A 22,243-nucleotide genomic window follows, 5' to 3' on the forward strand; every position below is an offset into this window, starting at 1 on the left:
ACCCCGAAGGGCCTTTCCGCTCGACTTGCATGTGTTAAGCACGCCGCCAGCGTTCGTCCTGAGCCAGGATCAAACTCTCCAAACAATGTTTGAAGCTGGTTGAATCCCAACCAAAAGGAATCCGTCAATAATGACGGGGTGTTACATGATAATCATGCACTGGCTTTAAGCACACTGTTGAGTTCTCAAGAAACGGACGCGTTCTTCGTCGTTCTCAAACCGTTCGGCTCTCGAACTTCGAGGCGTTCATTTCGTTTTCGTTGTGTCTTTATTCTTTCAGCCGTTCCAGTCTCTGTCAAATTGACCGGGACTCGATCGACTTTCCGGAATAACCGCCGCCCCGTTTCCGGGACAACCCCTCTAACTTACTCCCAACTTCGCCTCCTGTCAAAGAGGCTCCTCGCGCACGCGAACGTCCACGAGGTGGAAGAGGTGTGAGTGGTCCCCGGGCGAGGCCGACGATCTCCGCCGTCCTCACGGGACTGGTGAACTCTATGTACGGCTCCCGGAACCGTCAAATCGACGGTGTGGCCCGCAGGACAGGGGTAGAACTCCGGGGTGCGAGATCAACCCGTGCCCAGGTCACTCATCATCCTGCTCGGCATCGCCGGAGCGATGATCGTCCTGTTCGGGATCCGCGAGGTCTCCTCCATCGCCGGCCCTGTGGTGCTCGCGCTGGTGCTGGTCATCGCGGTCTCACCGGTGCGCAGCTGGCTGGAGGCGCGCAGGGCGCCGGTCTGGCTCCAGGTCGCCGTGCCGTTCACCATCGTCGTGCTGGTGCTGCTCGGCATGGTCGGCGTCCTCACGATCGCCGGCACCCAGCTCGCGTCGCTGCTGCCCACGTACACGCCGCAGTTCCAGAAGCTGCTCTCCGACGCCCAGCGCTTCGCCGCCGAGCACGGGGTGAGCGCCGACATGCTGAACAAGGGACTGTCCGCCCTCGACCCCGGCAAGATCCTCGGGCTGGTGCAGAGCCTGCTCGGCAGCCTCATCGGCGTGCTGTCGAGCCTCTTCCTCATCGTGGTGCTGCTACTGGCGATGTGCCTGGACGCGCCCCGCCTGACCCGGATCATCATCACCGGCGGCGGCAGCTCCCACCTGGTCGCGGCCCTGGCCACCTTCACGCAGAAGACGCGGCGCTACCTCATCGTCTCGACGGTGTTCGGGCTGCTCTACGCCGTGATCGACGTCGTGGCGCTGTCGCTGCTCGACGTGCCGCTGCCGCTGCTGTGGGGCATGCTCGCGCTCATCGCCAACTACATCCCGAACATCGGCTTCCTCATCGGCCTGGTGCCGCCGGCGGTGCTGGCGCTGCTCGACGGCGGCGTCCAGACGATGCTGCTCGTCGTCGTGACGTACGTCGCCAGCAACGTGGTGACGCAGTCGTTCATCCTGCCGAAGTTCCTCGGCGACGCCGTGGGGCTGTCGACGACGGTGACGTTCCTGTCGCTCATCGTGTGGACGTTCGTGCTGGGCGCGCTCGGCGCCCTGCTGGCCATCCCGCTCAGCCTGCTGGCGCGGGCGCTGCTCATCGACAGCGACCCGAGCGCGGGGTGGGCCGAGGCGCTGGTGTCAGGGAAGGCGCGGGAGGGGTGAGACGAGGGCGCCCATGGTCACCCCGCTGAGCCGTCTGACGTCGTTGGCCAGGTGCGCCTGGTCGGCGTAGCCCGCCCTGGCCGCGACCTCCGCGAACGGCACGCCGGCCCGTGCCATCGACAGCGCGCGCTGGAAGCGGACGACCCGCTGGAGCGTCTTGGGCGCGTACCCGAACGCGGCGAGGGTGCGGCGGTGGAGCTGGCGCTCGCTGAGCCCGAGGCGCCCGGCGGCCTCCGCCACGGTGCGGCCCCGCCGCAGGGCGGCGGCGACGGCGGGGGCGGCCGGGTCGGCGGTGTGGGGGCGGGACGCGAGGGCCGAGCACATGGCGCGGAGCCGGGGGCCGGGCCGCTCGGTGATGCGCAGCCGGGCGAGCCCCGGCAGTTCGGACGCGGGCACGCGCAGGTCGCGCAGCTCGTGCAGCGGCACCCCGAACAGGTCGCCCGCCGCCCCGGGACGGAAGCGGACGCCGTGCAGGACGTCGCCCGCCCGCATCCGCGCGGGCACGGGCCCGGTGTCGGGCCCCGCCACGAACAGGCCGTCGGGGCCCCAGATGAGGTCGACGCACGCGTCGGGCACCACGAGCTGGACGTGGTCGGCGGACGCCGTCCGCAGCCAGACGCACGCCACCCGGTCGGCGAGGCTGGGGCGGGGCGGCCGTTCCGCGTACATGCCCCCACCGTAGCGGCCTGAGCCGGGGCGCCGGGGGGCTTATTGCGTTGCCTGCTCCGCCGGGCGCTGCCTAGGGTCGGGACCATGTCTGCGATGTTCTGCTGCCTGTGCTTCATCCGCATCCGCCGCGGCCGGGCTCTGGCCCGCTAGCGGACGCGGCTTCCTGACACGCGGCGTCCGCGGCGCCCAGGGCCCTTCGAGATCCCTTCATCTCAAGGACCCGAGAGGGCGGTGCCGTGGCGCACATCGACCTGCATGCCAACCAGTACGAAGATCATCAATCCGGCCACGCGCACGCGCGTGGCGACCGCGCCCGGACCGGCGGGCGCACCTCCAGGGACCGGGCCAGGCGCTCGCTCTCGCAGAACTTCCTCGTGGACCGGCGCGCCGTCAGGCTGGTCGTCCGGACGGCGGCCCCCGACGGGCTGGTGCTGGAGCCGGGGCCCGGGGAGGGCGTCCTCACCAGGGCGCTCGCCGACGCCGGCGCCCGCGTGATCGGCTACGAGCTCGACCCGCGGCTGGCGGCCAGGCTGGCCGCGAGCACCCGTGACGACCCGCGGGTGCGGATCGTCAGGGGCGACTTCGCGGCGGCGCGTCCGCCGGGCGAGCCGTTCGCGGTGGTGGGCAACATCCCGTACTCGGCCACGTCGCGGATCGTCGGCTGGTGCCTGCGGGCGCCGCGGCTGACGTCGGCGACCCTGCTCACGCAGCGCGAGTACGCCCGCAAGCGGGCGGGCGACTACGGCAGGTGGACGCTCGTGACGGTGAGGTCGTGGCCGTGGTTCCACTGGCGGCTCGGCAGCGGGGTGCCCAGGGAGAGCTTCCGCCCGATCCCGTCGGTGGACTCGGCGATCCTGCGGCTCGAACGGCGGCCGGCGCCGCTCGTCGGCGACCGGCGCGGCTACCTGGAGCTGGTCGAGCTGGGCTTCGGCGGGGTGGGCGGCTCGCTGCGCGCCTCGCTGCGGCGGCACTACCGGGGGGTGGACGCGGCGCTGCGCGCGGCGGGCGTCGCGAGGGACGCCCCCGTCGGGCACGTCCACCCCGACCAGTGGGTGACGCTGTGGGAGCGGCTACGCGGCTGAGGTGACGCCGCCGCCGGTCCTCGTCGGCGGCGGCCCCACCGGCCGCGCGAGTTCTGGGGCCTCCGCGACGCGGCGGCCCCAGGGCATCGCCAGCAGCAGGATCGGCAGCAGCACGATGGAGGCGCGCGACCAGTCGGCGTGCAGCCCCCACCAGGTGTCGGTGTCGAACTGGGTCATGTAGATGTAGCCGTACGCCGCCCAGAAGGACACGCCGAGGATGGCGGGCCAGGCGAACCGGGTGGGCCTGGCCACCAGGAACGGCATGAACCACAGCAGGTACTGCGCGCCGAGGCGCGGCGTCATCACCATGAAGGCGAGCAGGACGGCCGTGGTGAGGTCGACGGGGTCGGCGCGCCGCCACACCAGGAGCACCACGAGGACGCTCAGGTAGATGAGGTTCGTGCCGATGGAGGCGAGGTCGGCGCGCAGCGCCCAGTCGCCGTTGGTGAAGTGGGGGGTCCAGCCCCATTCGCCGACGATCGGCCTGATGTCGCGGATGATGCTGATGACCTGGGGAATCTGGTTCAGCGACGTGCCGGCGAACACCGGCAGGGTGACCAGGAAGAACAGCGGCACGGCACCGGTGACGAACAGCGCGGTGATCCTGGCCCGCAGGTGGGGCAGGAGCAGCAGCATGCCGGGGATGAGCCAGATGGGCCAGCTCTTGGCGCACAGCGCGAGGCCCATCCACAGGCCGGCGAGGGCGGCTCGCTTGAGGTCTGCCCGGTCGGTGGGGCCGGGCCGCAGGGCGCGGCGCAGCAGGCCGCCGGGACCGAGGACGCGGTGCGCCGCAGAGCGCCAGCCGTAGGCGGACACGCCCCTGCGCATCCGTGCGACGACCTGCGTGCTGACGCCGGGACGGACCTCCGGCCCTGAGCCGCGGGCGACCACGAAGGCGGCCACGCCGAACACCAGCGCGACCGGTTCGACCTGGCCGTGGATGCACGCGACGAGCAGGGCGAGCGGGTTGAGCGCGTACTGCAGGGCGCGCAGCGAGGCGCGCGGGCCGCCGGCGAGCTTGGCGACGAGCGGGATCAGCGCGATGTCGGCGACGACGGTGACGAGCCGGCCCGCGTACTCCCACGGCAGGCCGGCCCAGAGCAGGATGCCGTACACGTACGGGATGGTCGGCAGGAAGTGCCAGCCGCCCTCGCTGGCGAGCACCGGGTCCTGGCCGCGGAGCACGGCCTCGCCGGCGGGTTTGAAGCTCTCGACGAAGTCGACGGGCTGCCAGGTGTCGCGGGCCGCGGTGAACATGAGGAGAACTCGTACGGCGATGCCGATCAGGACGGCGACGTAGAGCGGTGGCCGCCAGTCGCGCCACTGCGCGACGAGAGCGAGCACGACACCGGCGACGAGGACTGTTCCCGTGAGCACTGCGTATTCCATGGCGCCATCTAGCCTGCCCTACGAGCAGGGGTGATGCCACCAAGCCCCTTCCATTCTTATGACCGACATGCGGGGGCGTAACGCGATAGACCACCACCGTCTGTGTTGAACTCTTTCCATGGGGGGATCGCAGGTCAACCAGGCACTGGTCAGGCTGTACTTCGAGGCTCGGGACGGGATGCGCGACCCGGTCGCGGCCTGGGCGAAACTCACAGCAAACTCACAGGCGTACCGGGCCTCCCGAGGGGAACGGAAGGTGCCGCTCGACGACGGCACGGCGGCCGAGCTGATCGCGGCGGCGTTCGCGTACACGGCGGCCGAGCACGGGCCCGACCGGGTGGCCGCCCTCGCCGCCTCGCCGCTCGCCGCGCTGGTCGGGGGTCTGGGCGGGGCCGTGCTCACCGAGCAGCCGTGCGCGTCGGAGCAGGTGCTCGGCCCGCTGTTCCCCGGGCCGGCCGCCGACGACTGGGCGCGGGCGGCGTACGTGCTGCTGTGGGGCGAGAACAACAGGACGGTCAGGGCGCCGGGGACGCCGTGGGTGATCGCCGGGCGGTACAAGGGGCAGAAGGTCGTCGCCGTAGGCACGCACCCCACCCGGCTGTCGGACGAGACGCTGGTGGTGCGGCCGGGCACGGACGGCGCGCTCGCCATGGCGATGGGACACGTCCTGCTGAAGGAGTTCTTCCTCGACCGCCACCCCTTCGACGGGCACGCCATGGAGCGCACGGACCTGCCGTGCCTGGTGCGCCTGCGGCCGCGGGACGGCGCGTACGTGCCGGGCGGGCTGACGGGGCAGGTGGCGGACCGGCTCAGCGTGTACGGCGGCGAGGTGGTGGAGGTGCTGCTGCCCCGCTTCGACGACGGGCCCGGCGTGCTGCGGCGGGGCGTCCCCGTGGTGCGCGCGGACGGCGAGGCCGTGACGACCGTGTTCGACCTGCTCCTGGCCGTGTACGGGGTGGCCCGGGAGGGCCTGCCCGGCGCGTGGCCCGGGGGGTACGGCGACAGGGGCGAGCCGTACACGCCCGGCTGGCAGGAGTGCCACACGGGCGTCGCGGCGTCGCGGGCGGTGAAGGCGGCGCGCGAGCTGGGCGTGACCGCGGAGAAGACGGGCGGCCGCTGCATGATCGTGCCCGGCTGGCTGGACACGCCGCACGCCGACACCGCCTACCGGGCGATGCTGGCGCTGCTGGTGCTGACCGGCTGCGGCACCGGGTGGGGGCAGCCGGGGGCGGCGGGGATCCCGCTGGTGCCGTACCTGTGCCTGCACGCCTGCGGCGAGGACCTGTCGGACGTGGGGGCGCTGAGCTGGGCGCTCGGCGAGGGCCTGTTCGAGCGCAGGACGCCGCGGTCGGTGCTGCTGGAGGCGGTGCGCGACGGGTGGCCGATGGCGCCGCCGCCGCGGGTGCTGGCCGTGCCGCGCCCCATCTACCCGCTGCCGCCCGACGTGGACCTGCTGATCGGCCCGGACGAGCAGTGCGACGTCGCGCCGCCCGACGCGGCGCTGGTGGAGGGGGCGCTGGCGCGGCTCGGCGGCGGGGCCGCCCCCGTGGAGCGGGAGGCGGCCCCCGAGCAGGGGCGCATGCGGCTGCTGGTGGACCACGCCTGGATGCACGAGTACGGCGAGGCGCTGCCCGTCTACCGGCCTCCGGGGCGCGGCCTGCCGCTCAAGCCGACGCACCTCGTCCGCTGAGCCCGCCCCGCTCAGCCGGTGAACCCCTTGAAGATCGAGGTGAACTCGTACGCGGACTGGGAGACGCCGCTGCAGGTCGGCGAGACGCGGCCGTCGGGGCAGCCGCCGTTGTCCCGGCCGATCGACCAGAAGCCGATGAAGCCGATGTGGTTGGCGCTCGCCCAGTCGCGCAGCTTGCGGGCGTCGGCCTGGGTGGTGGTCATGCCGGTGTCGTTCTTGCCGATCATGGGGGTGACGCCGAGCATGCGCTTGAGCTGGGCGTCGGTCTTGCCAGGCCAGACGCCCTTCATCTGGCCGAGCGTCGCCTGCGCCGCGGCGATCATGGCGTCGCCCCAGTTCCCCGTGTAGCCGAAGTTCATCAGCATCGGGTTGACGATCACGTTCAGGCCCTTGGCGGCGGCGTCCTGGAGGATCTGCAGCGAGAACGGGTCCACGCCGTAGTCCTGGCCCTGCACGCGCAGGGTGTAGCTGACGACGGTGCCGCGTTCGTCCTGGAGCTGCTTCAGCGCCGTGTTGACCTTGCCGATGTCGATGGACGCCTCGACGTCGACGTCCAGGTGGTTGGCGCCGACGGTGTCGAGGACCTTCTTGTACGCCCCGAGCAGCGCCGCCGAGGTGCCGCAGTTGTGCTCCAGGTACGGGCCCTGCGCGCCGCCGCTGGCCACGATCACCTGGCCGCCCTGCGCCCGGAGCGCCTTGACGTCGTCGACGACGCGGGGGTCGTCGATCGGGATCGTGCCGCCCCAGGCCGGGTTGCAGCCGGTGCTGTCGCCGAGCGCGAAGGCCAGCGTGTAGGTCTTGACGCCGGTCGCGCTCGCGGCGCTCGCCAGGGAGGGGGTGGCCATGGTGATGTCCGCGTACGGGGCGAAGCGGATGTCGCCCGGAGGTGGCGGGGTGTCGTCGCCGCTGGTCCTGCCGGCGGCGGACGCCGAGTACGGTGAGCAGTTGCCCGCGGCGTCGCAGGCGCGGACGCGGAAGCCGTACGCGGTGTTCGGGGTCAGGCCGGTGGCCGTGTAGCCGGTCGAGGTCGTGGTCACGGGGGCGGCGCCGTCGCGGGAGACCTGGTAGCCGGTCACGCCCCGGTCGTCGGTCGAGGCCGACCAGCTCACGGTCAGGCTGCTCGCCGTCGCGGCTCCGGCCGTCACGTTCCCCGGCACCGACGGGGCCTGGGTGTCAGGGGCGCCGCCGGGGCCGTCGAGCACCACGTCGTCCGCCAGGTACGCCCCCTGGCCGTACCAGCCGTTCACGTACACCGTCACCGACGTCGCCGACGCGCCCGTCGTGAACGACGTCCTCAGCTGCCCCCACTGAGCGCCGGGAGCGCCCCACGTGCTCGCGTTCACCCCCGGTCCTGTCGCGCCCAGGAACACGTAGCTCCCCTGCGCCCAGGCCGACAGCTGGTACGTGGTGTTCGGCAGCACCGACACCGTCTGCCGGCAGGGCGCCAGATCGGTGCCCTCCGGTGTCGCCGGACAGGCCGTCCTCGAAGCCCGGATTCGTCAGGATGTTGTCGGCCGCCCCGGCGGGGGCGGCGTGGAGGGCCGTCAGGCCCAGTGCCAGGGCGGCTGCCGCCGCCGGTCCTCGGAGGTTCATGGGGGGTTCCTGCCTGACTGAAGGAGGGGCGTACGTGGAAGGAGGCCGCCCGCGGCGCCGGTGCGGGGCACGGGGCCGGACCCCGCACCGGCGCCGCGCGGCGGCCCGCCCGGAGGTTCCCGGGCGGTCCGCCCCGCGGGTCAGAAGCCCGCGGTGATCTTGGTGAACTCCCAGTCGGTCTGGGAGATGCCGCTGCACGACTCGGAGACGCCGCCGCCGGGGCAGGGCCGGTCGCGGTTGACCGACCAGAAGGCGAGCCGGGTCAGGCCCTTGGACGTGGCGTAGTCCCTGATCTGCGTCCAGGTGCTCTGGTTCGTGACTTCCTGCTGGTCGGACAGGCCGTTCATGCCGGAGATGCCCATGTGGGCGTACGCCTGGGCGTCGCTCCAGCCGAAGGCGCTCTTCAGCGCGTTCTTCAGGCCCTCGGCGGCGTTGACGGTGTTCTGGTACATGTTGGCGCCGCCGCCGAAGTCGAACGGCATGATCGTGTAGTTGTCGATCGGCGCCGCCAGCTCCTTGGAGCGGTTGATCAGCCGGGTGCCCCAGTAGGTGGGGCCGGTGGTCGAGGTGCCGAACGTCACGACGATCTTGACGCTCGGGTTGGCCGCCTTGACGATCTTCAGGGCGTTGAGGATGCGGTCCTGGACGACCTCGCTCTCGAACTCGTCGGTGTTCTCGATGTCGAAGTCCACGACGGCCGGGCCGACCCCGTCGATGACCTTCTGCACCGCCCCGGCGAACGCCTCGGGCGTGGAGCAGTTGGGGCCGAGCTTGTTGCCCTGCCAGCCGCCGAACGAGATCTGGACGCTGCCGCCCTTCGACTTGATCGTGTTGATGGCCTGCTGGTCGGCGCCGCCGGTGATCGGCCGCTGGCCGTCCCACGCGGGGTTGCAGCCGCCGCTCGACAGGATGAACGCCATCGTGAACGACTTCACGCCGGTCGCGTCCATGACGGTGGCCGGGCTGGGCGGGTTGCCCCAGCCCATGTAGAGGTAGGGGGCGCCGGGCATCCTGCCGCCGGTGGTGCATCCGCCGGTCGTGCCGCTGACGGACGCGCTGGCGGCCGACTCCCCGGCCGCGTTGTAGGCCTTGACCGTGTAGGTGTGGGAGGTGCAGGCGCCGAGGGAGCCGACGGTGGCGCTGGTGCCCGTCACGGTGGCGACGACGCTGCCGCCCTCGTACACGCGGTAGCCGGTGACCGTGCCGGAGGAGGCGCCCCAGGACAGCGAGATCGAGGTGTTCGTGGTGCCGGTGACGCTGGGGGCGCCTGGCTGTCCCGGCGTGCCGGTGCCGCCCGACGTGGTCACCTGCAGGCTGTTGCTCGCCCCGGAGACGTTGCCCGCCGCGTCGCGCGCCTTCACCGTGTAGGTGTAGCCGGTGGACGCGGCCAGCCCCGTGTCGGTGTACGTCGTGCCGGTGACGGTGGCCACCTGGGTGCCGCCACGGAAGACGAGGTAGCCGGTGACGCCGACGTCGTCCGTGGAGGCGTTCCAGGCGAGCGCGACGCTGTTCGACGTGACCGACGTCGAGCGCAGGTTCCCCGGCGCCGACGGGGCGGTGGTGTCGCCGCCGCCGGTCACGGCCTTCCACAGGGCGGGCACGTTCGGCGGCTCCCAGCCGGGCTGGGAGGTGTGGCTCTGCAGGCACTCGTAGTCCACGCCGTTGTAGGTGACGCGGGTGCCGGCCGTGTACGCGGTCCAGGGGGCCCACGCCGCGTACGCGGCGGTCTGCAGGGTCTGGCCGTAGGCGGCGGTCGTCCCGGTGGCGAGACCCGTGGCGAGACCGGTCCCGGTGAGCGTGAGCGCGGCCAGAAGTGCGGTGGTGGTGCGGCGAACGGTCATGGCATCCCCTGGAGGTGCGGCTTGACGGTCTTGGAGAAGGACCAGTTGGCGCTGGCGTCCCAGTTGACGGACCACGTCATGGCGCCACGGATGTCCGGGTAGGCGCGCGGCGGGGTGAAGGTCCCGCAGCGGGTGCGCGTGGCCAGGCAGTCGAGCGCCTGGTTGACGAGGGACGGCGAGACGACGCCGCCGCCGGCGGCGCCGGGGCCTGCGGGCAGGCCCAGCGCCACCTGGTCGGGGCGCAGGCCGTTCTCGAGCTGGATGCAGGCCAGCGCGGTCATGAAGTCGACGGTCCCCTGCGCGTAGGCGAACCTCTGGTCGCAGCCGAGCATCGGGCCCGAGTTGTAGAACTGGGTGTGGACGACGGTGAGGATGTCCTTGACGGACAGGGCGAGCTTGAAGTACTCGGCCCCGGTGGACTGCATGTCGATCGTCTGCGGCGCCATCGTGATGATGAGGTCGGCGCCCGCCTTGGCGCGCAGCGACCGCAGGGCCTGCGCCATGTAGGTGGCGTTGAGCCCGTTCTCCAGGTCGATGTCGACGCCGTCGAACCCGTACGCCGTCATGAGCGCGTGCACGGAGTCGGCGAACGCGCCCGCCGCCGCGGTGCTCGCGACCTGGACGCGGCCCGCCTCGCCGCCGACGGACAGGATGACCTTGGCGCCGCGCCGGTGCAGGGCCTGGATGTCGGCCTTGAACTGGGCGTCGGTGTAGCCGCCGAGCGCGGTGGACAGGGCGGGGTCGAGGGTGAAGGCGACCTGGCCCGGCGTGGCCGTCGCCTCGCCGAAGGCGACGGCCACGAGGTCGTACTCGGCGGGCACGTCCGACAGGCGCAGTTCGGTGGCGGCGTTGACGAAGTTGTGCCAGTAGCCGGTGAGGAAGTGCTTGGGCAGCGTCCCCGTGGCGCAGCCGGGCGTGGTGAAGGAGAGCGGGTCGCTGGGCGGCCCGTCGCCGGTCGTCGCGGTGGCGGTGACGCCGACCGTGTAGCCGGTGCAGGCGGTCAGGCCGGTGAGCGTGTGTGAGGTGCCGGTGACGGCGACGGCCTGGCCGCCGTTCACGGCCACCTTGTAGCCGGTCGCGCCGGTGACCGCGGGCCAGCTCACGGTGGCCGAGGTCTGGGTGGCGGAGGTCAGGGTGAGGGGTCCCGGCTTGCCGAGGCCGCCGCCCGGGTCGGAGCCGCCGCAGGGGGAGCCGTTCAGCGTGCAGCCGGTGATGCCGGGGAAGCCTCCGGGGTTGCCGTTGAAGCCGAAGCTGGTGCTCGCGCCGGGCGCGAGCGGGCCGGCCCAGCTCGGCGGGGTGAACGTGTAGTGCCCGCCGTCGCGGGTCATCACCGCGTCCCAGGCGGACGGGACGGTGAAGCCGGACGGCACGTCGAACTGGACGTTCCAGGCCAGCGGGGAGGAGGTGCCGTTGGTGACCGTCACCTTGCCCTCGAAGCCGGAACCCCAGTCGGCGACCTTGACGAAGGTCGCGGTGGGGGCCGCCGCGGCGTGCGCGGGGAGGGCGGTCAGGCCGAGGGCGAGGGTGACGAGCGCAAGGAGGATCGCGCGTGCTTTCACGGTTCGTTCCTTCGGATGGCGTGCCGTACGGCCCGCGCCGGGGGGTGAGAGCGCGAGCCGTACGGCACGGCCGTCGGGGGGTGCGAGGCAGAGGAAGGAGGAGGAAGAGTGCGTCAGCGGGCGGATGGCGGCTGGGTGGGGGGCGACCGCGTCATGGCTTTCCCTGCATTTTTTAGGAAAGTTTCCTAAGAGTTGCCGCGATCGTAGCCTCGCCGTCCACTCCTTACAAGACCCCGTTCCCACATTCCTGACAGCCGCCCTTACCCGGGGAAGCGGACGAGTGTGTCCTCCAGGGGCTTGCGCGCCAGATCCGGCACCACGGCGTCGGGCGCCGCGTGACCGACGGGGAACAGGATGTACGGCCGCTCCGACGCCGGCCGCCCGCAGATCTCGGTGAGGAACGCCATCGGGTTCGGCGTGTGCGTCAGCGTGGACAGCCCCATGGCGTGCAGCGCCGTGACGAACAGGCCGCAGGCGATGCCGACGCTCTCGTTGACGTAGTAGTGCTTGACCTTCCGCCCGTCCGGGCGGACCCCGTACTTCTGGGCGAAGCACACCACCAGCCACGGCACCACCTCCAGGTAGCCCTTGTCCGAGGTCGTCCCCAGCGGCGCGATCGCCTCGCGCCACTCCTGCGGCAGCCGCCCGCCCTCGTAGTTGCGCCGCTCCTCCTCCTCGGCGGCCTCGCGCACCCGCCGCTTCGTCCCGGCGTCGCCGATGGCGACGAACGTCCACGGCTGCTTGTGCGCGCCGGACGGCGCCGTGTTCGCCGCCCGCACCGCGAGTTCCACGCACCGGTACGGCACGGGCTCGTCGCTGAAGAACCGGACGCTCCGCCGCCGGTTCACGAGGGCGTAGAACTCCTCGCCGCGGCGGATCGTCTCCTCCTCGCCGTACCGCTCGGGGCGGTAGGGGATGAACGGGTACTCATGCTCCATGAGACCCGGAGTGTGGGAGCGGAGTGCCGGTCTGACAACACCCGCCGCGCCGTGCTGCCATATTGGCAGTCGAAACTGGACTTGGGAGTGAAAGATGCCAGCACGGCGGCGCGGGCTCGACGGCCTCGACCTCCGCATCCTCCGCCTCGTCGCCGAACGCCCGCGCAGCGGCCTGCTGGAGATCGCCCGGCTGCTCGGCGTGGCCCGCGGCACCGTACAGGCCAGGCTCGACCGCATGACCGCCGACGGCGTGATCACCGGCTTCGGGCCCGAGCTGTCGCCCGCCGCGCTCGGCTACCCCGTGCAGGCGTTCACCACCCTGGAGGTCGAGCAGGCCGCGCGCGAGCACATCTCCAGGACCCTCGCCGCCATCCCCGAACTCCTGGAGGCGCACATCGTCACCGGCCCCGGCGACGTGTGGTGCCGTATCGCCGGGCGCGACAACGAGCACGTCCAGCGGGTCATCGACGAGATGCTGAAGATCCCCGGCGTGCGGCGCAGCACCACCGTGATCACGCTGTCCACCGTCGTGCCCCACCGGGTACGCCCCCTCGCGGAACTGCCCGCCCCCGCCCTCCGGATGGAGCGGAAACCCACCCGGGGCGAAGAACCCTCCACCTAGCAAGCGACCGGCCACGACAGCGGAACGTCGCCGTCCGCTGGCGTGCCGCGCATGATCTCCACCAAGACCTACCGCTGCCAGTCCGGGTACGCCCTGATGCTCCGAATCCTTGAGGGGCGGCGGCTGTGCGTCTCGGACGCTGAGGGTGGGGCGGAAGGGGCTCCGCCTCGCCGTTGTCTGCTGAGGAGGGCGCGATACCGTGATATGTCATCAGCTTTCGGGAGCAGCGGCATGTTCTTCGGTATCACGGATCTCTGGACCTACGTGCTCGGCGCGTTCTTCATCGTGCTCCTGCCGGGCCCGAACTCCCTGTTCGTCCTGAGTTTCGCGGCCCAGCACGGCGTGCGGCAGGGCTACAAGGCGGCGGCCGGGGTGTTCGTGGGCGACACGGTGCTGATGGTCCTGGCGTCGGCGGGCGCGGCCTCGCTGCTGCGGTCGAACCCGCTCCTGTTCATGGCGGTGAAGTACGCGGGCGCGGCGTACCTGGCGTGGATCGGGTTCCAGATGCTGCGCGGCGCGTGGAGGGCGTGGCGGGCCAGGCCGGGCGACGCCGACGCCACGGCGGTGGAGCCACCGGTCAGGACGGTGCGGCCGTTCCGCAAGGCGCTGACGATCAGCCTGCTGAACCCGAAGGCGATCCTGTTCTTCGTGTCGTTCTTCATCCAGTTCGTGGACCCCGGGTACGCCGCTCCGGCGCTGTCGTTCCTCATCCTGGGCACGATCATCCAGGTGTTCAGCTTCCTCTACCTGACGTCCTTGATCTTCGGCGGCACGTTCCTCGCGAACCAGTTCCGGGCCAGGCGCAGGCTGAGCGCGGGGCTGACCTCGGGCGTGGGGGCGCTCTTCCTGGGGTTCGGCGCGAAGCTGGCCACCACGTCGCTCAGCTGAGTGACGTGGCGGGCCGGTGACACCGCCGGTACGAAATCCGTGGAACGCGGCAAAAGAGGCAGTGGCATGGTCTCAGCTCGGGTACGGTAAGCCACCGGTCCGGTCACCGCCCGGGTAAGGGCGAGCGGTCCGTCCGGCAAGCCTGGTGCGCCGAAGCCCGGGTAGTCGCTGGTCGTCGGCCTATCTGCGGAGCAGCCTTGAATCACGCCCCCGTCACCCTGCCTCGTCTCACGGCCCTGGCCCGTCAGGCCGCCCCCAAACTCCTCGAAGGGGTGGTGGCGCCGCTCGTCGTGTTCTACACGGCCATGGTGGTGCTCGGCTTCAAGTGGGCGCTGGTGGCGACGGTCGGCTGGGTGTACGCGGGCGTGGGCTGGCGGCTGGTGCGCCGGGTGAAGGTGCCGGCGACGATGTACCTGGCGGCGTTCGCGGTCACGGTGCGCGCGCTGGTGGCCTTCTGGACGGGGACGTGGCTGTGGTTCTTCATCCAGCCGGAGTGCGGCACGATCTGCATCAGCATCGTCTTCCTCGCCTCGGTCCGGCTGAACAGGCCGCTCGTGCAGAAGCTCACGCTCGACTACATCCATCTGCCGTCGGCGGTGCTCAAGCACGAGCGGGTGCGCAGGTTCTTCGCCAGGATCACGCTGCTGTGGGCGTTCGTGCTGCTGGCCAACTCGACGTTGAGCATCGCGCTCGCGGTCTACGAGTGGCTGGGCGGCTCGCTGGGCGCGTTCATGATCCTGCGCACGTCAGCGGTGGCCGTGATCAGCGGTGCGGCGATCTGCTTCTCCCTGTACGCGTTCAAGCGGCTGCTGAACCGGCTCCACGTCGCGCACGCCTGACCGTTCCGCCAGCAGGAACGCCCCGCACATCCCCATGACCAGGCCGGTCAGCATGCCGAACAGCTCGATCAGGTCCGGCAGCCCCGCGGCGGCGGAGCCCCCGAGCGGCCCCCCGACGGACCTGAGGATCATGGCGTAGAGCCCCCAGCCGAACAGGCAGCCGCTGCCGAGCCAGGCGAGCGCCAGAGGCCGGGCGAACGGTCCGTGGCCGCGCCGCCGGACGAGCGCGACGAGCGCGACGGCGGCGCCGAGCGCGAGCAGCCCCTTGAGCGCGTCCTGCAGGACGGCGGCCGGGCCTCCCGTGCCCTGGACCGCCCAGGCGAACCTGACCGCCGCGATCGGGGCGACGACGACGAGCGACCCCCACGCCACGACGGTCTGGAACGGCCGGGTGGGGCTGGGGAAGGGGTGGTCGAGGCGGGTGACGAAGACGGCGGGCCAGCGGTCGCGGGCGTAGAGGACGAACCCGGCGATCAGCCCGCACGCCTGCCCGAGGAACCCGCCGTACACCATCATGTACACCCATGGCTGGATGGGCCCGCCCTCGAACGCGGACCCCCCTGTGAGCGTCGCGAGGACGGGCGCGACGGCGGCCACCACGGACAGCAGCCCGGTGCCCACCCAGATCGGCAGCAGCACGAGCCAGGCCGGCAGCCGCATCCCCCACCGCATGGTGAAGGCGAGCGCCAGCACGAGGCCGACGGCGTCCATGCCGAAGGTCATCGCGTTGAGCCCCTCCATGGAGGGGTCGTCCATGAGGGCGGGGTCGTTCACCCCGAGCGGGGTCCCGGTGAGCCACAGCGTCTTGAGCGTGAGGTACGGAAGCATGGCGGCGACCGCCACGGCGCCCGCGGCGATCCGGCCGATGCCGGGTCTGTCGGCGTTCATGCGTCCACGGTGGCGCGGCGGGCCGCCCGGTACCTCCCGACCTGCGGGGATCCGCCTCCCCCTGTGGGGGGAGCCGGTCAGGGCAGCTCGACGGTCAGCTCGAACCCGTCGCCCCTCGGCCCGGCGGAGAGGACGCCGCCGGCCAGGCGGACGCGTTCCCTGAGCCCGTCCAGGCCGAGCCCGCCCTGCCGGGCGACGGGCCTGGCGCGGGGCGCGCCGTTGCGGACGGCGACCCGGCGGGGCGACACGGAGACGGCGACGGCCGCGCCGGGGGCGTGCTTGGCGGCGTTCGTGAGCCCCTCCTGGACCACGGCGCGGGCCAGCGCGGGCACCGGGCCGCCGTCCAGGTCGAGGGTGATCGCCATGCCGGAGTCGCGGGCCCGCCGCACGAGGTCGGCCACGTCCTCGCCGGCCGGGGACAGCGGCGCCTCGTCGGCGTCCTCCCTGAGCAGGCCGATGATCTGCCTGAGCCGTTCGGTGGCGTCGGCCGCCGCCACGCGCAGCTCCCCCGCCGCCTTCACCTCGGCGGGGCCGAGGCCGGGCGCGAGCTCCAGCCCGGCGGCGCGCACGGCGATGAGCGCGAGGTCGTGGCCGAGCGAGTCGTGCATCTCGCGGGCGATCCTGGCGCGCTCGCGCATGCGGGCCTGCGCCTCGGCCGACAGCCGCGCCTGCCGCCGCTGCTGCAGCAGCCTGCGCCGGACCAGGCCCAGCGTGTACGGCACCGCGTACGTGCCGAGCAGCCCGCTGACCATGGACACCCACAGCGCGATGTCGCCGCCCCTCGCCAGCACGGCCGCCGCCCCGGCCCCCGGCAGCACGGCGAACGCCGCGGCGGAGGGCCACACCCTGGCCGTGCGCAGGCCGGTCAGGTAGGAGTACCAGATGATGAAGGGCGAGGCGGCGACCCAAGGGATAATCTTGACGCCGGTTCTGGGCAGCAGCCAGCGCAGGTCCACGGTGGCCAGCCCCTCGCCGAAGGACCAGGGGCCGAGCGGCACCAGCAGCACCAGGGCGGCGAGCGGCCACCGCCTGCCGACGAGGACGGCCACGCTCGCGAGCGCCAGCCTCGGCGCGGTGACCGTGCCGAAGCCGGCCGGGTCGGCGAGCGGGTCGGGCCCCATGGCGGAGACCGACACGCACAGCAGGACCCAGAGGAGCAGGTCGCAGACCACCTGACGGCGGCTCTCGCGGCGTAGACGCTTCACGGCCCCGACGGTAGCCGCCGCGCGGCCCCGCCACGTCCCCCGGAAGTGAGGCGGCGACCCTGACGAAGGTCAGGGTGGGGCGGGATCGACCCCGGGGGTGGTGCCAGCCCCACCTCGAAGGCGGATACCACCCCTGCTGTGCCTGGCTGGGGAAACAGCTTGGATCGATGGTGTCACCCGGAGGTCGGACCCCGGCCCCTGACGAAAGTCGGGGGTGGTGGGCGCCGATCGTCCGATGCGCCGTGATCTGCGGCATTCCTAGCGTCGTGAGGGTACCGGCCCTGACCCGTGTCGGGGACGGTTCCGCGTCCGACCGGGGGCATCCCTGATGTCCGAGGAGGGCGGGTGAAGACACGCTGTGTGAGTGCCCTGACGATCGGAGTAGACCCCACATGTCGCACGCCATCCTCGACCTGGTCCAGCAGGTCATGTCCTCCCCGTGGCTGTACGCGGCGCTGTTCGCGCTGGCGCTGCTCGACGGGTTCTTCCCCGTCGTGCCCGCCGAGACGTCGGTCATCACGGCTGCGGTGTTCGCGGCCTCGGGCGAGACCAACCTCGCGCTGGTGATCCTGGTCGCGGCGCTCGGCGCGTTCGCGGGCGACCACGTGTCGTACCTGATCGGCCGGACGTCGGCGGGCAGGCTGCGCGAGAAGAAGGCGTTCATCTGGGCGCGCGGCGCCCTGGCCGAGCGGGGCGGCCTCGTCCTGGTCGTGGCGAGGTACATCCCCGGCGGGCGGACGGCGACCACGTTGACGATGGGGGCGGTGCGGTTCCCGCTGCGCTCGTTCACCTTCTTCGACGCGATCGCCGCCTGCTCGTGGGCGCTGTACTCCGGGCTCATCGGGTTCTTCGGCGGGATGGCGTTCGAGAACGACCCCATCAAGGGCCTGCTGCTCGGCCTCGGCATCGCGGTGTCCATCACGGGCGCCGTGGAGCTCGTCCGCTGGCTCAGGAAGCGACGCGCCACCGAGGCTTCCCCGGAACGTCTTCCTGCGGACACGTCCGTTTGACCCTGCCTGGCAACCATCCGTCTGAAAGGAGGGCGCATGACTGTGCTGGCCGCGGTGATCGCCCTGGTCGGGTCGCTGTTCTTCGCCCTCGGCGCCGCGCTGCAGCAGTTCGAGGCGTCGGGGTCGGCCGAGCCCGGCCTGCTGGCGCTGCTGCGGCGGCCACGCTGGCTGCTCGGCGGGCTGTCGATCCTGGCGGGCGGCGGGCTGCACATCGTCGCGCTCGGGCTCGGCCCGCTGACCGTGGTGCAGCCCATGGGTGTGGCCAGCCTGTTGTTCGCCCTGCCGATCGCGGCCGCCCTGCACGGGCGCCGTCCCACCCGCGCCGAACTGACCGCCGCGGCCGTGGTGGCCGCCGGGCTGATCGGGCTGGTGCTGCTCGTGCCCGAGTCGGACGGGCCGGCCCGGCTGGAGCCGTCCGGCGTGGTGACGCTGCTCGCCGTGGCCGGCGTCGCCGCCGTGCTGCTGTGGGCGGGGGCCAGGGCCGCCTCCCCGGCGGGCCGGGCCGCGCTGCTCGCGACCGGCTCCGGCGTCCTGTACGGCGCCACCGCCACGCTCGTGCGCGCCCTCGTGGACGGCGGCTGGAACTGGTGGTACCTGCTCGCGCTGCCCGTGCCCGCGCTGCTGGCGCTGATGATGCTCCAGCGGGCGTACGCCGTCGGCCACTTCGGCGTGTCCTTCGCGTCCCTGCAGATCGCCGACCCGCTCACCGCGGTGGCGTTCGGCGCCCTGCTGCTCGGCGAGCCGCTCCCCACCGGCCTCGCCCCCGTCGCGGCGGCGGCCCTGACCGCCGCCGGGACCGTCGCCCTGGCGCGCACCACTCCCCTGGAGACGCGCCACTGATGTCCCCCTCTGTCGCGTCCCCTGCTTCGTCCCCTGCTTCGTCCCGACAGACCCTGGAGTCCCCTGCCATGGCCATGCCCATCCGCTCTCTGACACCAGCACCCCGGCTCGCCCCGCTGCCCGACCGTCCCCGCCGCGTCCTGATCTCCACCGACACCTATCCCCCGGACGTCAACGGCACCGCGTACTTCACCCACCGCCTGGCCACGGGACTGGCCGCGCGCGGCAACGAGGTGCACGTGGTCTGCCAGTCGGACGCCGGCCCGGCCAGCGCCGAGGTCGTGGACGGCGTCGTCGTGCACCGGCTGCGGTCGGCGCCGCTGCTGGTCCACCCCACCATGCGGGTCACCGTGCCGACCAGGCTCGACCGGCTGTTCGCCGCCATCGGCCCTGACGTGCTGCACACGCAGGGCCACTTCGTCGTCGGCAGGGCCGCCATCGCCGCGGCGCGGCGCGGCGGCGTGCCCGTCGTGGCCACCAACCACTTCATGCCCGACAACCTCTTCCAGTTCGGCCACGTCCCCGCGCGGCTGCGGGAGCGGGCGGCCCGGCTGGCCTGGCGCGACTTCCGCCGCGTCTACAACCGCGCCGACCGCGTCACGACGCCCACGCCGCTCGCCGCGAAGCTGCTGGCCGACCAGGGCTTCACCCGCGAGGTGGAGGCCGTCTCGTGCGGCATCGACCTGTCGCGTTTCCACCCGCACAGCGAGCCGAAGGCGTGGGCGCGCCGGGTGTTCGACCTGCCCGACCGGCCCACGGTGCTGTTCGTCGGCCGCCTCGACGAGGAGAAGCGGCTGGGCGACCTGGTGCGCGCCCTCCCGCTGGTGCTCAACGAGACCGACGCCCAGGCGGTGCTGGTCGGCCGGGGCAACCAGCGCGCCGAACTGGAGCGGCTCGCCAGGCGCATCGGGGTCGAGGACCGGGTGATCTTCCTCGGGTTCGTCCCGGACGAGCTCATGCCGCAGGCGTTCGCCGCCGCCGACGTGTTCGCCATGCCGAGCGTCGCCGAACTGCAGAGCATCGCCACGCTGGAGGCGATGGCGTCGGGGCTGCCCGTCGTCGCCGCCGACGCGATGGCGCTGCCTCACCTCGTGGACGGCAACGGCGCGCTGTTCGAGCCGGGCGACGTGGTGGCGCTGGCACGGCAACTGACCTGCGTCCTTGCCGACGACGCGCAGCGCGCACGTTTCGGCAGGGCCAGCAGGGAACTAGCCATGATCCACGACCACCAGGCCTCTCTGGCCCGGTTCGAGCAGATCTACGATGAGGTGACTCGATGACCCGATGGGGAACCGTGATCGGAGCCCTGGTCGCCGCCGCGGCCCTGGCCTACGCCCAGCTCACCCTGCCCGCCCAGACGCTCGTCAGCGACTACGCGCTCGTGACCGGCGGGATGCTGCCCATCCTGGTCGGCATGCTGGCGCTGGCCGCCGCCTGCCTGTCGCTCGCGTACGGGCTGGCCGCCGCCGAGCCGTCGCGGTCCGCGGCGACGCGGGTGCTGCTGGTCGCGAGCGCCGCGGGGCTGATGCTGAGCGCGGTCTTCCCCACCGACCCCACGCCGTCGGACGTCAGCACGCTCTCCGGTGAGATCCACCGCTGGTCGGCGGCGCTCGTCTTCACCGCGCTGCCCGTCGCCGGCTGGACGCTGGCCAGGGGCCGGGCGGCGCTGCCGCGCTGGAACCTGGTGCGCGCCATGAGCGTGACGTCCGCGCTGACCCTGGCCGTGTACCTGGCGGCCCACCCGGCGTCCTTCACCTCACCGCTCATCGGCGGCGCCGCCTACTACGGGCTGCTCGAACGCGCGCTGGTGCTGGCCGAGATCGCGCTGGTCGTCCTGATGGCGTCCGCGTCGGGGGCGGCGCGGGGGGCCGTGCAGGCCGGGCCGGCCGCCGGGGCCGCCGGGCAGGGGCAGCCGAGCACGCCGGACCACGACCACCGCCTGGCCGCCTGACCCCGCACGCCGCCGCTCTCGGGCCCGCACCGGTACGGGCACGCTTCGGCCGCCGGCGAAGGAACGTCGTCCTACCGTGAGGACATGGTCATCACATCGCACGCCGACGCCAGGGCGGTGCTCGCGGACCCCCGCCACGTGCCGCCGCCGGTCCGCCAGGACGGCGCCGAGGGGACGCTCGCCTGGCTGCGCGCCCAGGTGTCACGGTTCAGCGCGGGCGAGACGCACGCGCGCAGGCGCGAGGCGCTGACGGCGCGGCTGGCCGCGCTCGACCCCGCGGCGCTGAGGGCGTCCGCCCGCGAGGAGACGGCGAGGCGCGCGGGGGACTGGCGCGGGGTGCCGACGGCGGTGCTCGCCGCGGCGCTCGGCGTCACGGTTCCCCCAGGCGTCGTCGCCGCGGCCGCGAGCGGCTACCTGAGCGGGGAGGACAGCCCCGGGGCCGACGCCGCCGTGGCCGCGCTCACCGCGCTGGCCGACCTCCCGTCGATCACGCTGCTGCTGCAGGCGCACGCGGCGGTGGAGGGCCTGATCGAGAACGCCCTCCCCCACGCCGGGTCCGGCGCCGGCGTGGAGGCGGTGCTGCAGGAGACCCTGAGGCACGACCCGCCGCTCAAGGCCAGCCGCAGGCTGGACCCGCGGACCGGCGAGGAGGTCGTGATCGACCTGGTGGCCGTGAACCGCGACCCCGAGGTGTTCGCCGATCCCGGGCGCTTCGACGCCTCGCGCGGCCCGTCGCCGCACCTGACCTTCGGGTACGGCGTACGCCCCTGCCCGGCGGCGGACCACGCCCTCGCCCTCGCGGCCGGCGTCCTCGACGCCCTCACCGCGGACGTCACGCCCACCGACGGTCCGATCGACCGGGTTGAGGCGCGCGGCGCCGGTGAGGCGCCGTGACCTTCCGCGACCTGCACCGTCCCGGCGACCCGCTGCTGCTGCCCAACGCCTGGGACTTCGGCTCCGCCGCCTACCTGGCCGCCGCCGGCTTCCCCGCGATCGGCACCACCAGCCTGGGCGTGGCCGCCGTCCACGGCAAGCCGGACGCGGCGGGCGCCACCCGGGCCGAGACGATCGAACTCGCCGAGGCCGTCAGCGGGCTGGGCGTGTTCGTCACCGTGGACATCGAGGGCGGCTTCAGCGACGACCCGGCCGAGGTGTCGGACCTGGTGGCGGGGCTGGCCGCGCTGGGCGTCTCCGGCGTCAACCTGGAGGACGGCCGCCCCGACGGCACCCTGCGCCCCGTCGAACTGCACCAGCGGATCGTCGAGGCGGCCAAGGGGCACGGCGTGTTCGTCAACGCCCGTACCGACACCTGCTGGCTGCGGACCGGCGACACCCGCGAACGCGTCGCCGCCTACGCCCACGCCGACGGGATCTTCGTGCCCGGCCTGACCGGCCTGGACGAGATCGCCGAGGTCGCCGCGAGCACGCCGCTGCCGCTGAACGTCCTGTACCAGCCGGGCGGGCCGACCCTGCAGCAGCTCGCGGCGGCCGGGGTGGCGAGGGTGAGCACCGGGTCGCTGCTGTACCGCGCGGCGCTGCGGGGCGCGCTGGCGGAGGTGCTGGCCGTCCAGGGGCGTGAGGCGCCGCCGATCCCGACGTACGGGGAGATCGCCGCGGTCCTTCCCCAACCCCGATAATCGGGG

The 22,243-nt window shown here is 72.8% G+C and carries 20 protein-coding genes and 1 rRNA gene; 12 read left to right on the plus strand and 9 right to left on the minus strand.

Annotated elements, in window-relative coordinates; translation table 11 throughout:
* Positions 1-85, minus strand: a 16S ribosomal RNA gene (locus BMX74_RS21220); the annotation flags it as partial.
* Between the two features lie 488 nt (positions 86-573).
* Between BMX74_RS21220 and BMX74_RS21225 the strand changes: the two genes are divergently transcribed.
* Positions 574-1,596 (plus strand): AI-2E family transporter, encoded by a 1,023-nt coding sequence (locus tag BMX74_RS21225; RefSeq protein WP_236715040.1) that lies wholly within the window; start codon positions 574-576, stop codon positions 1,594-1,596.
* On the opposite strand, the gene BMX74_RS21230 is transcribed toward BMX74_RS21225, so the two are convergent.
* On the minus strand, positions 1,573-2,265 hold the full coding sequence (locus tag BMX74_RS21230; protein WP_055507386.1) for a helix-turn-helix transcriptional regulator: 693 nt from the start codon (positions 2,263-2,265) through the stop codon (positions 1,573-1,575). The two genes, BMX74_RS21225 and BMX74_RS21230, sit on opposite strands and share 24 nt — an antisense overlap.
* 236 nt (positions 2,266-2,501) lie before the next feature.
* Here BMX74_RS21230 and erm point away from each other — a divergent pair, with 236 nt between their 5' ends.
* Positions 2,502-3,347 (plus strand): ErmE/ErmH/ErmO/ErmR family 23S rRNA (adenine(2058)-N(6))-methyltransferase, encoded by an 846-nt coding sequence (gene erm / locus BMX74_RS21235; protein ID WP_256257057.1) that lies wholly within the window; start codon positions 2,502-2,504, stop codon positions 3,345-3,347.
* Here erm and BMX74_RS21240 read toward each other — a convergent pair.
* Positions 3,336-4,736, minus strand: a complete 1,401-nt coding sequence (locus BMX74_RS21240; protein ID WP_055507384.1) for a hypothetical protein — start codon at positions 4,734-4,736, stop codon at positions 3,336-3,338. The genes erm and BMX74_RS21240 overlap by 12 nt on opposite strands.
* A 118-nt stretch (positions 4,737-4,854) precedes the next feature.
* On the opposite strand from BMX74_RS21240, the gene BMX74_RS21245 reads away from it, so the two are divergent.
* Entirely contained in the window at positions 4,855-6,426 is a 1,572-nt protein-coding gene (locus BMX74_RS21245; protein ID WP_055507382.1) for a molybdopterin-dependent oxidoreductase, read from the plus strand.
* 11 nt (positions 6,427-6,437) lie between these two features.
* Here BMX74_RS21245 and BMX74_RS21250 read toward each other — a convergent pair whose 3' ends face one another.
* The 4 genes from BMX74_RS21250 to BMX74_RS21265 form a co-directional block, all read right to left on the minus strand.
* Positions 6,438-7,847, minus strand: a complete 1,410-nt coding sequence (locus BMX74_RS21250; RefSeq protein WP_143078716.1) for a fibronectin type III domain-containing protein — start codon at positions 7,845-7,847, stop codon at positions 6,438-6,440.
* A gap of 312 nt (positions 7,848-8,159) precedes the next feature.
* The gene (locus BMX74_RS21255; RefSeq protein WP_091102333.1) at positions 8,160-9,860 is read right to left on the minus strand and encodes a fibronectin type III domain-containing protein; all 1,701 of its coding nucleotides are present in this window, start codon (positions 9,858-9,860) and stop codon (positions 8,160-8,162) included.
* Positions 9,857-11,419: a chitinase gene (locus BMX74_RS21260; protein WP_055507376.1), complete on the minus strand. Its 1,563-nt coding sequence runs from the start codon at positions 11,417-11,419 to the stop codon at positions 9,857-9,859. Before BMX74_RS21260 ends, BMX74_RS21255 begins: the two co-directional genes overlap by 4 nt.
* 260 nt (positions 11,420-11,679) lie before the next feature.
* On the minus strand, positions 11,680-12,357 hold the full coding sequence (locus tag BMX74_RS21265; protein ID WP_218154011.1) for a nitroreductase family protein: 678 nt from the start codon (positions 12,355-12,357) through the stop codon (positions 11,680-11,682).
* Between the two features lie 94 nt (positions 12,358-12,451).
* On the opposite strand from BMX74_RS21265, the gene BMX74_RS21270 reads away from it, so the two are divergent.
* The 3 genes from BMX74_RS21270 to BMX74_RS21280 all read left to right on the plus strand — a co-directional run bounded on the left by BMX74_RS21270 (position 12,452) and on the right by BMX74_RS21280 (position 14,706).
* On the plus strand, positions 12,452-12,979 hold the full coding sequence (locus tag BMX74_RS21270) for an Lrp/AsnC family transcriptional regulator (RefSeq protein WP_055507372.1): 528 nt from the start codon (positions 12,452-12,454) through the stop codon (positions 12,977-12,979).
* Positions 12,980-13,210: 231 nt separating this feature from the next.
* On the plus strand, positions 13,211-13,867 hold the full coding sequence (gene leuE, locus BMX74_RS21275) for a leucine efflux protein LeuE (RefSeq protein WP_055507370.1): 657 nt from the start codon (positions 13,211-13,213) through the stop codon (positions 13,865-13,867).
* A gap of 197 nt (positions 13,868-14,064) precedes the next feature.
* Positions 14,065-14,706, plus strand: coding sequence for a VC0807 family protein (locus BMX74_RS21280; RefSeq protein ID WP_091102335.1), 642 nt, complete (start codon positions 14,065-14,067; stop codon positions 14,704-14,706).
* Here BMX74_RS21280 and BMX74_RS43170 read toward each other — a convergent pair.
* Both BMX74_RS43170 and BMX74_RS21285 read right to left on the minus strand, forming a co-directional pair.
* Entirely contained in the window at positions 14,614-15,594 is a 981-nt protein-coding gene (locus BMX74_RS43170; RefSeq protein ID WP_055507366.1) for a hypothetical protein, read from the minus strand. The genes BMX74_RS21280 and BMX74_RS43170 overlap by 93 nt on opposite strands.
* 77 nt (positions 15,595-15,671) lie before the next feature.
* The gene (locus BMX74_RS21285) at positions 15,672-16,799 is read right to left on the minus strand and encodes a sensor histidine kinase (RefSeq protein WP_201784729.1); all 1,128 of its coding nucleotides are present in this window, start codon (positions 16,797-16,799) and stop codon (positions 15,672-15,674) included.
* 392 nt (positions 16,800-17,191) lie between these two features.
* Here BMX74_RS21285 and BMX74_RS21290 point away from each other — a divergent pair, with 392 nt between their 5' ends.
* The 6 genes from BMX74_RS21290 (at position 17,192) to BMX74_RS21315 (ending at position 22,237) form a co-directional block, all read left to right on the plus strand.
* Positions 17,192-17,809, plus strand: coding sequence for a DedA family protein (locus BMX74_RS21290; RefSeq protein WP_055507361.1), 618 nt, complete (start codon positions 17,192-17,194; stop codon positions 17,807-17,809).
* 36 nt (positions 17,810-17,845) lie between these two features.
* A complete protein-coding gene (locus BMX74_RS21295; RefSeq protein ID WP_055507359.1) occupies positions 17,846-18,649 on the plus strand; it encodes a DMT family transporter in 804 nt (267 codons plus the stop codon).
* 68 nt (positions 18,650-18,717) lie between these two features.
* Positions 18,718-19,929, plus strand: coding sequence for a glycosyltransferase (locus BMX74_RS21300; RefSeq protein WP_091102338.1), 1,212 nt, complete (start codon positions 18,718-18,720; stop codon positions 19,927-19,929).
* Positions 19,926-20,600, plus strand: a complete 675-nt coding sequence (locus BMX74_RS21305; RefSeq protein ID WP_082535463.1) for a DUF998 domain-containing protein — start codon at positions 19,926-19,928, stop codon at positions 20,598-20,600. Before BMX74_RS21300 ends, BMX74_RS21305 begins: the two co-directional genes overlap by 4 nt.
* 84 nt (positions 20,601-20,684) lie before the next feature.
* Positions 20,685-21,494: a cytochrome P450 gene (locus BMX74_RS21310; protein WP_177227459.1), complete on the plus strand. Its 810-nt coding sequence runs from the start codon at positions 20,685-20,687 to the stop codon at positions 21,492-21,494.
* Positions 21,491-22,237: an isocitrate lyase/PEP mutase family protein gene (locus BMX74_RS21315; protein ID WP_055507351.1), complete on the plus strand. Its 747-nt coding sequence runs from the start codon at positions 21,491-21,493 to the stop codon at positions 22,235-22,237. Before BMX74_RS21310 ends, BMX74_RS21315 begins: the two co-directional genes overlap by 4 nt.
* The last annotated feature ends 6 nt before the right edge of the window (positions 22,238-22,243 follow it).

Origin of the sequence: Nonomuraea pusilla, from assembly GCF_900109355.1 — a bacterium.
Taxonomy (GTDB): Bacteria; Actinomycetota; Actinomycetes; order Streptosporangiales; family Streptosporangiaceae; genus Nonomuraea; species Nonomuraea pusilla.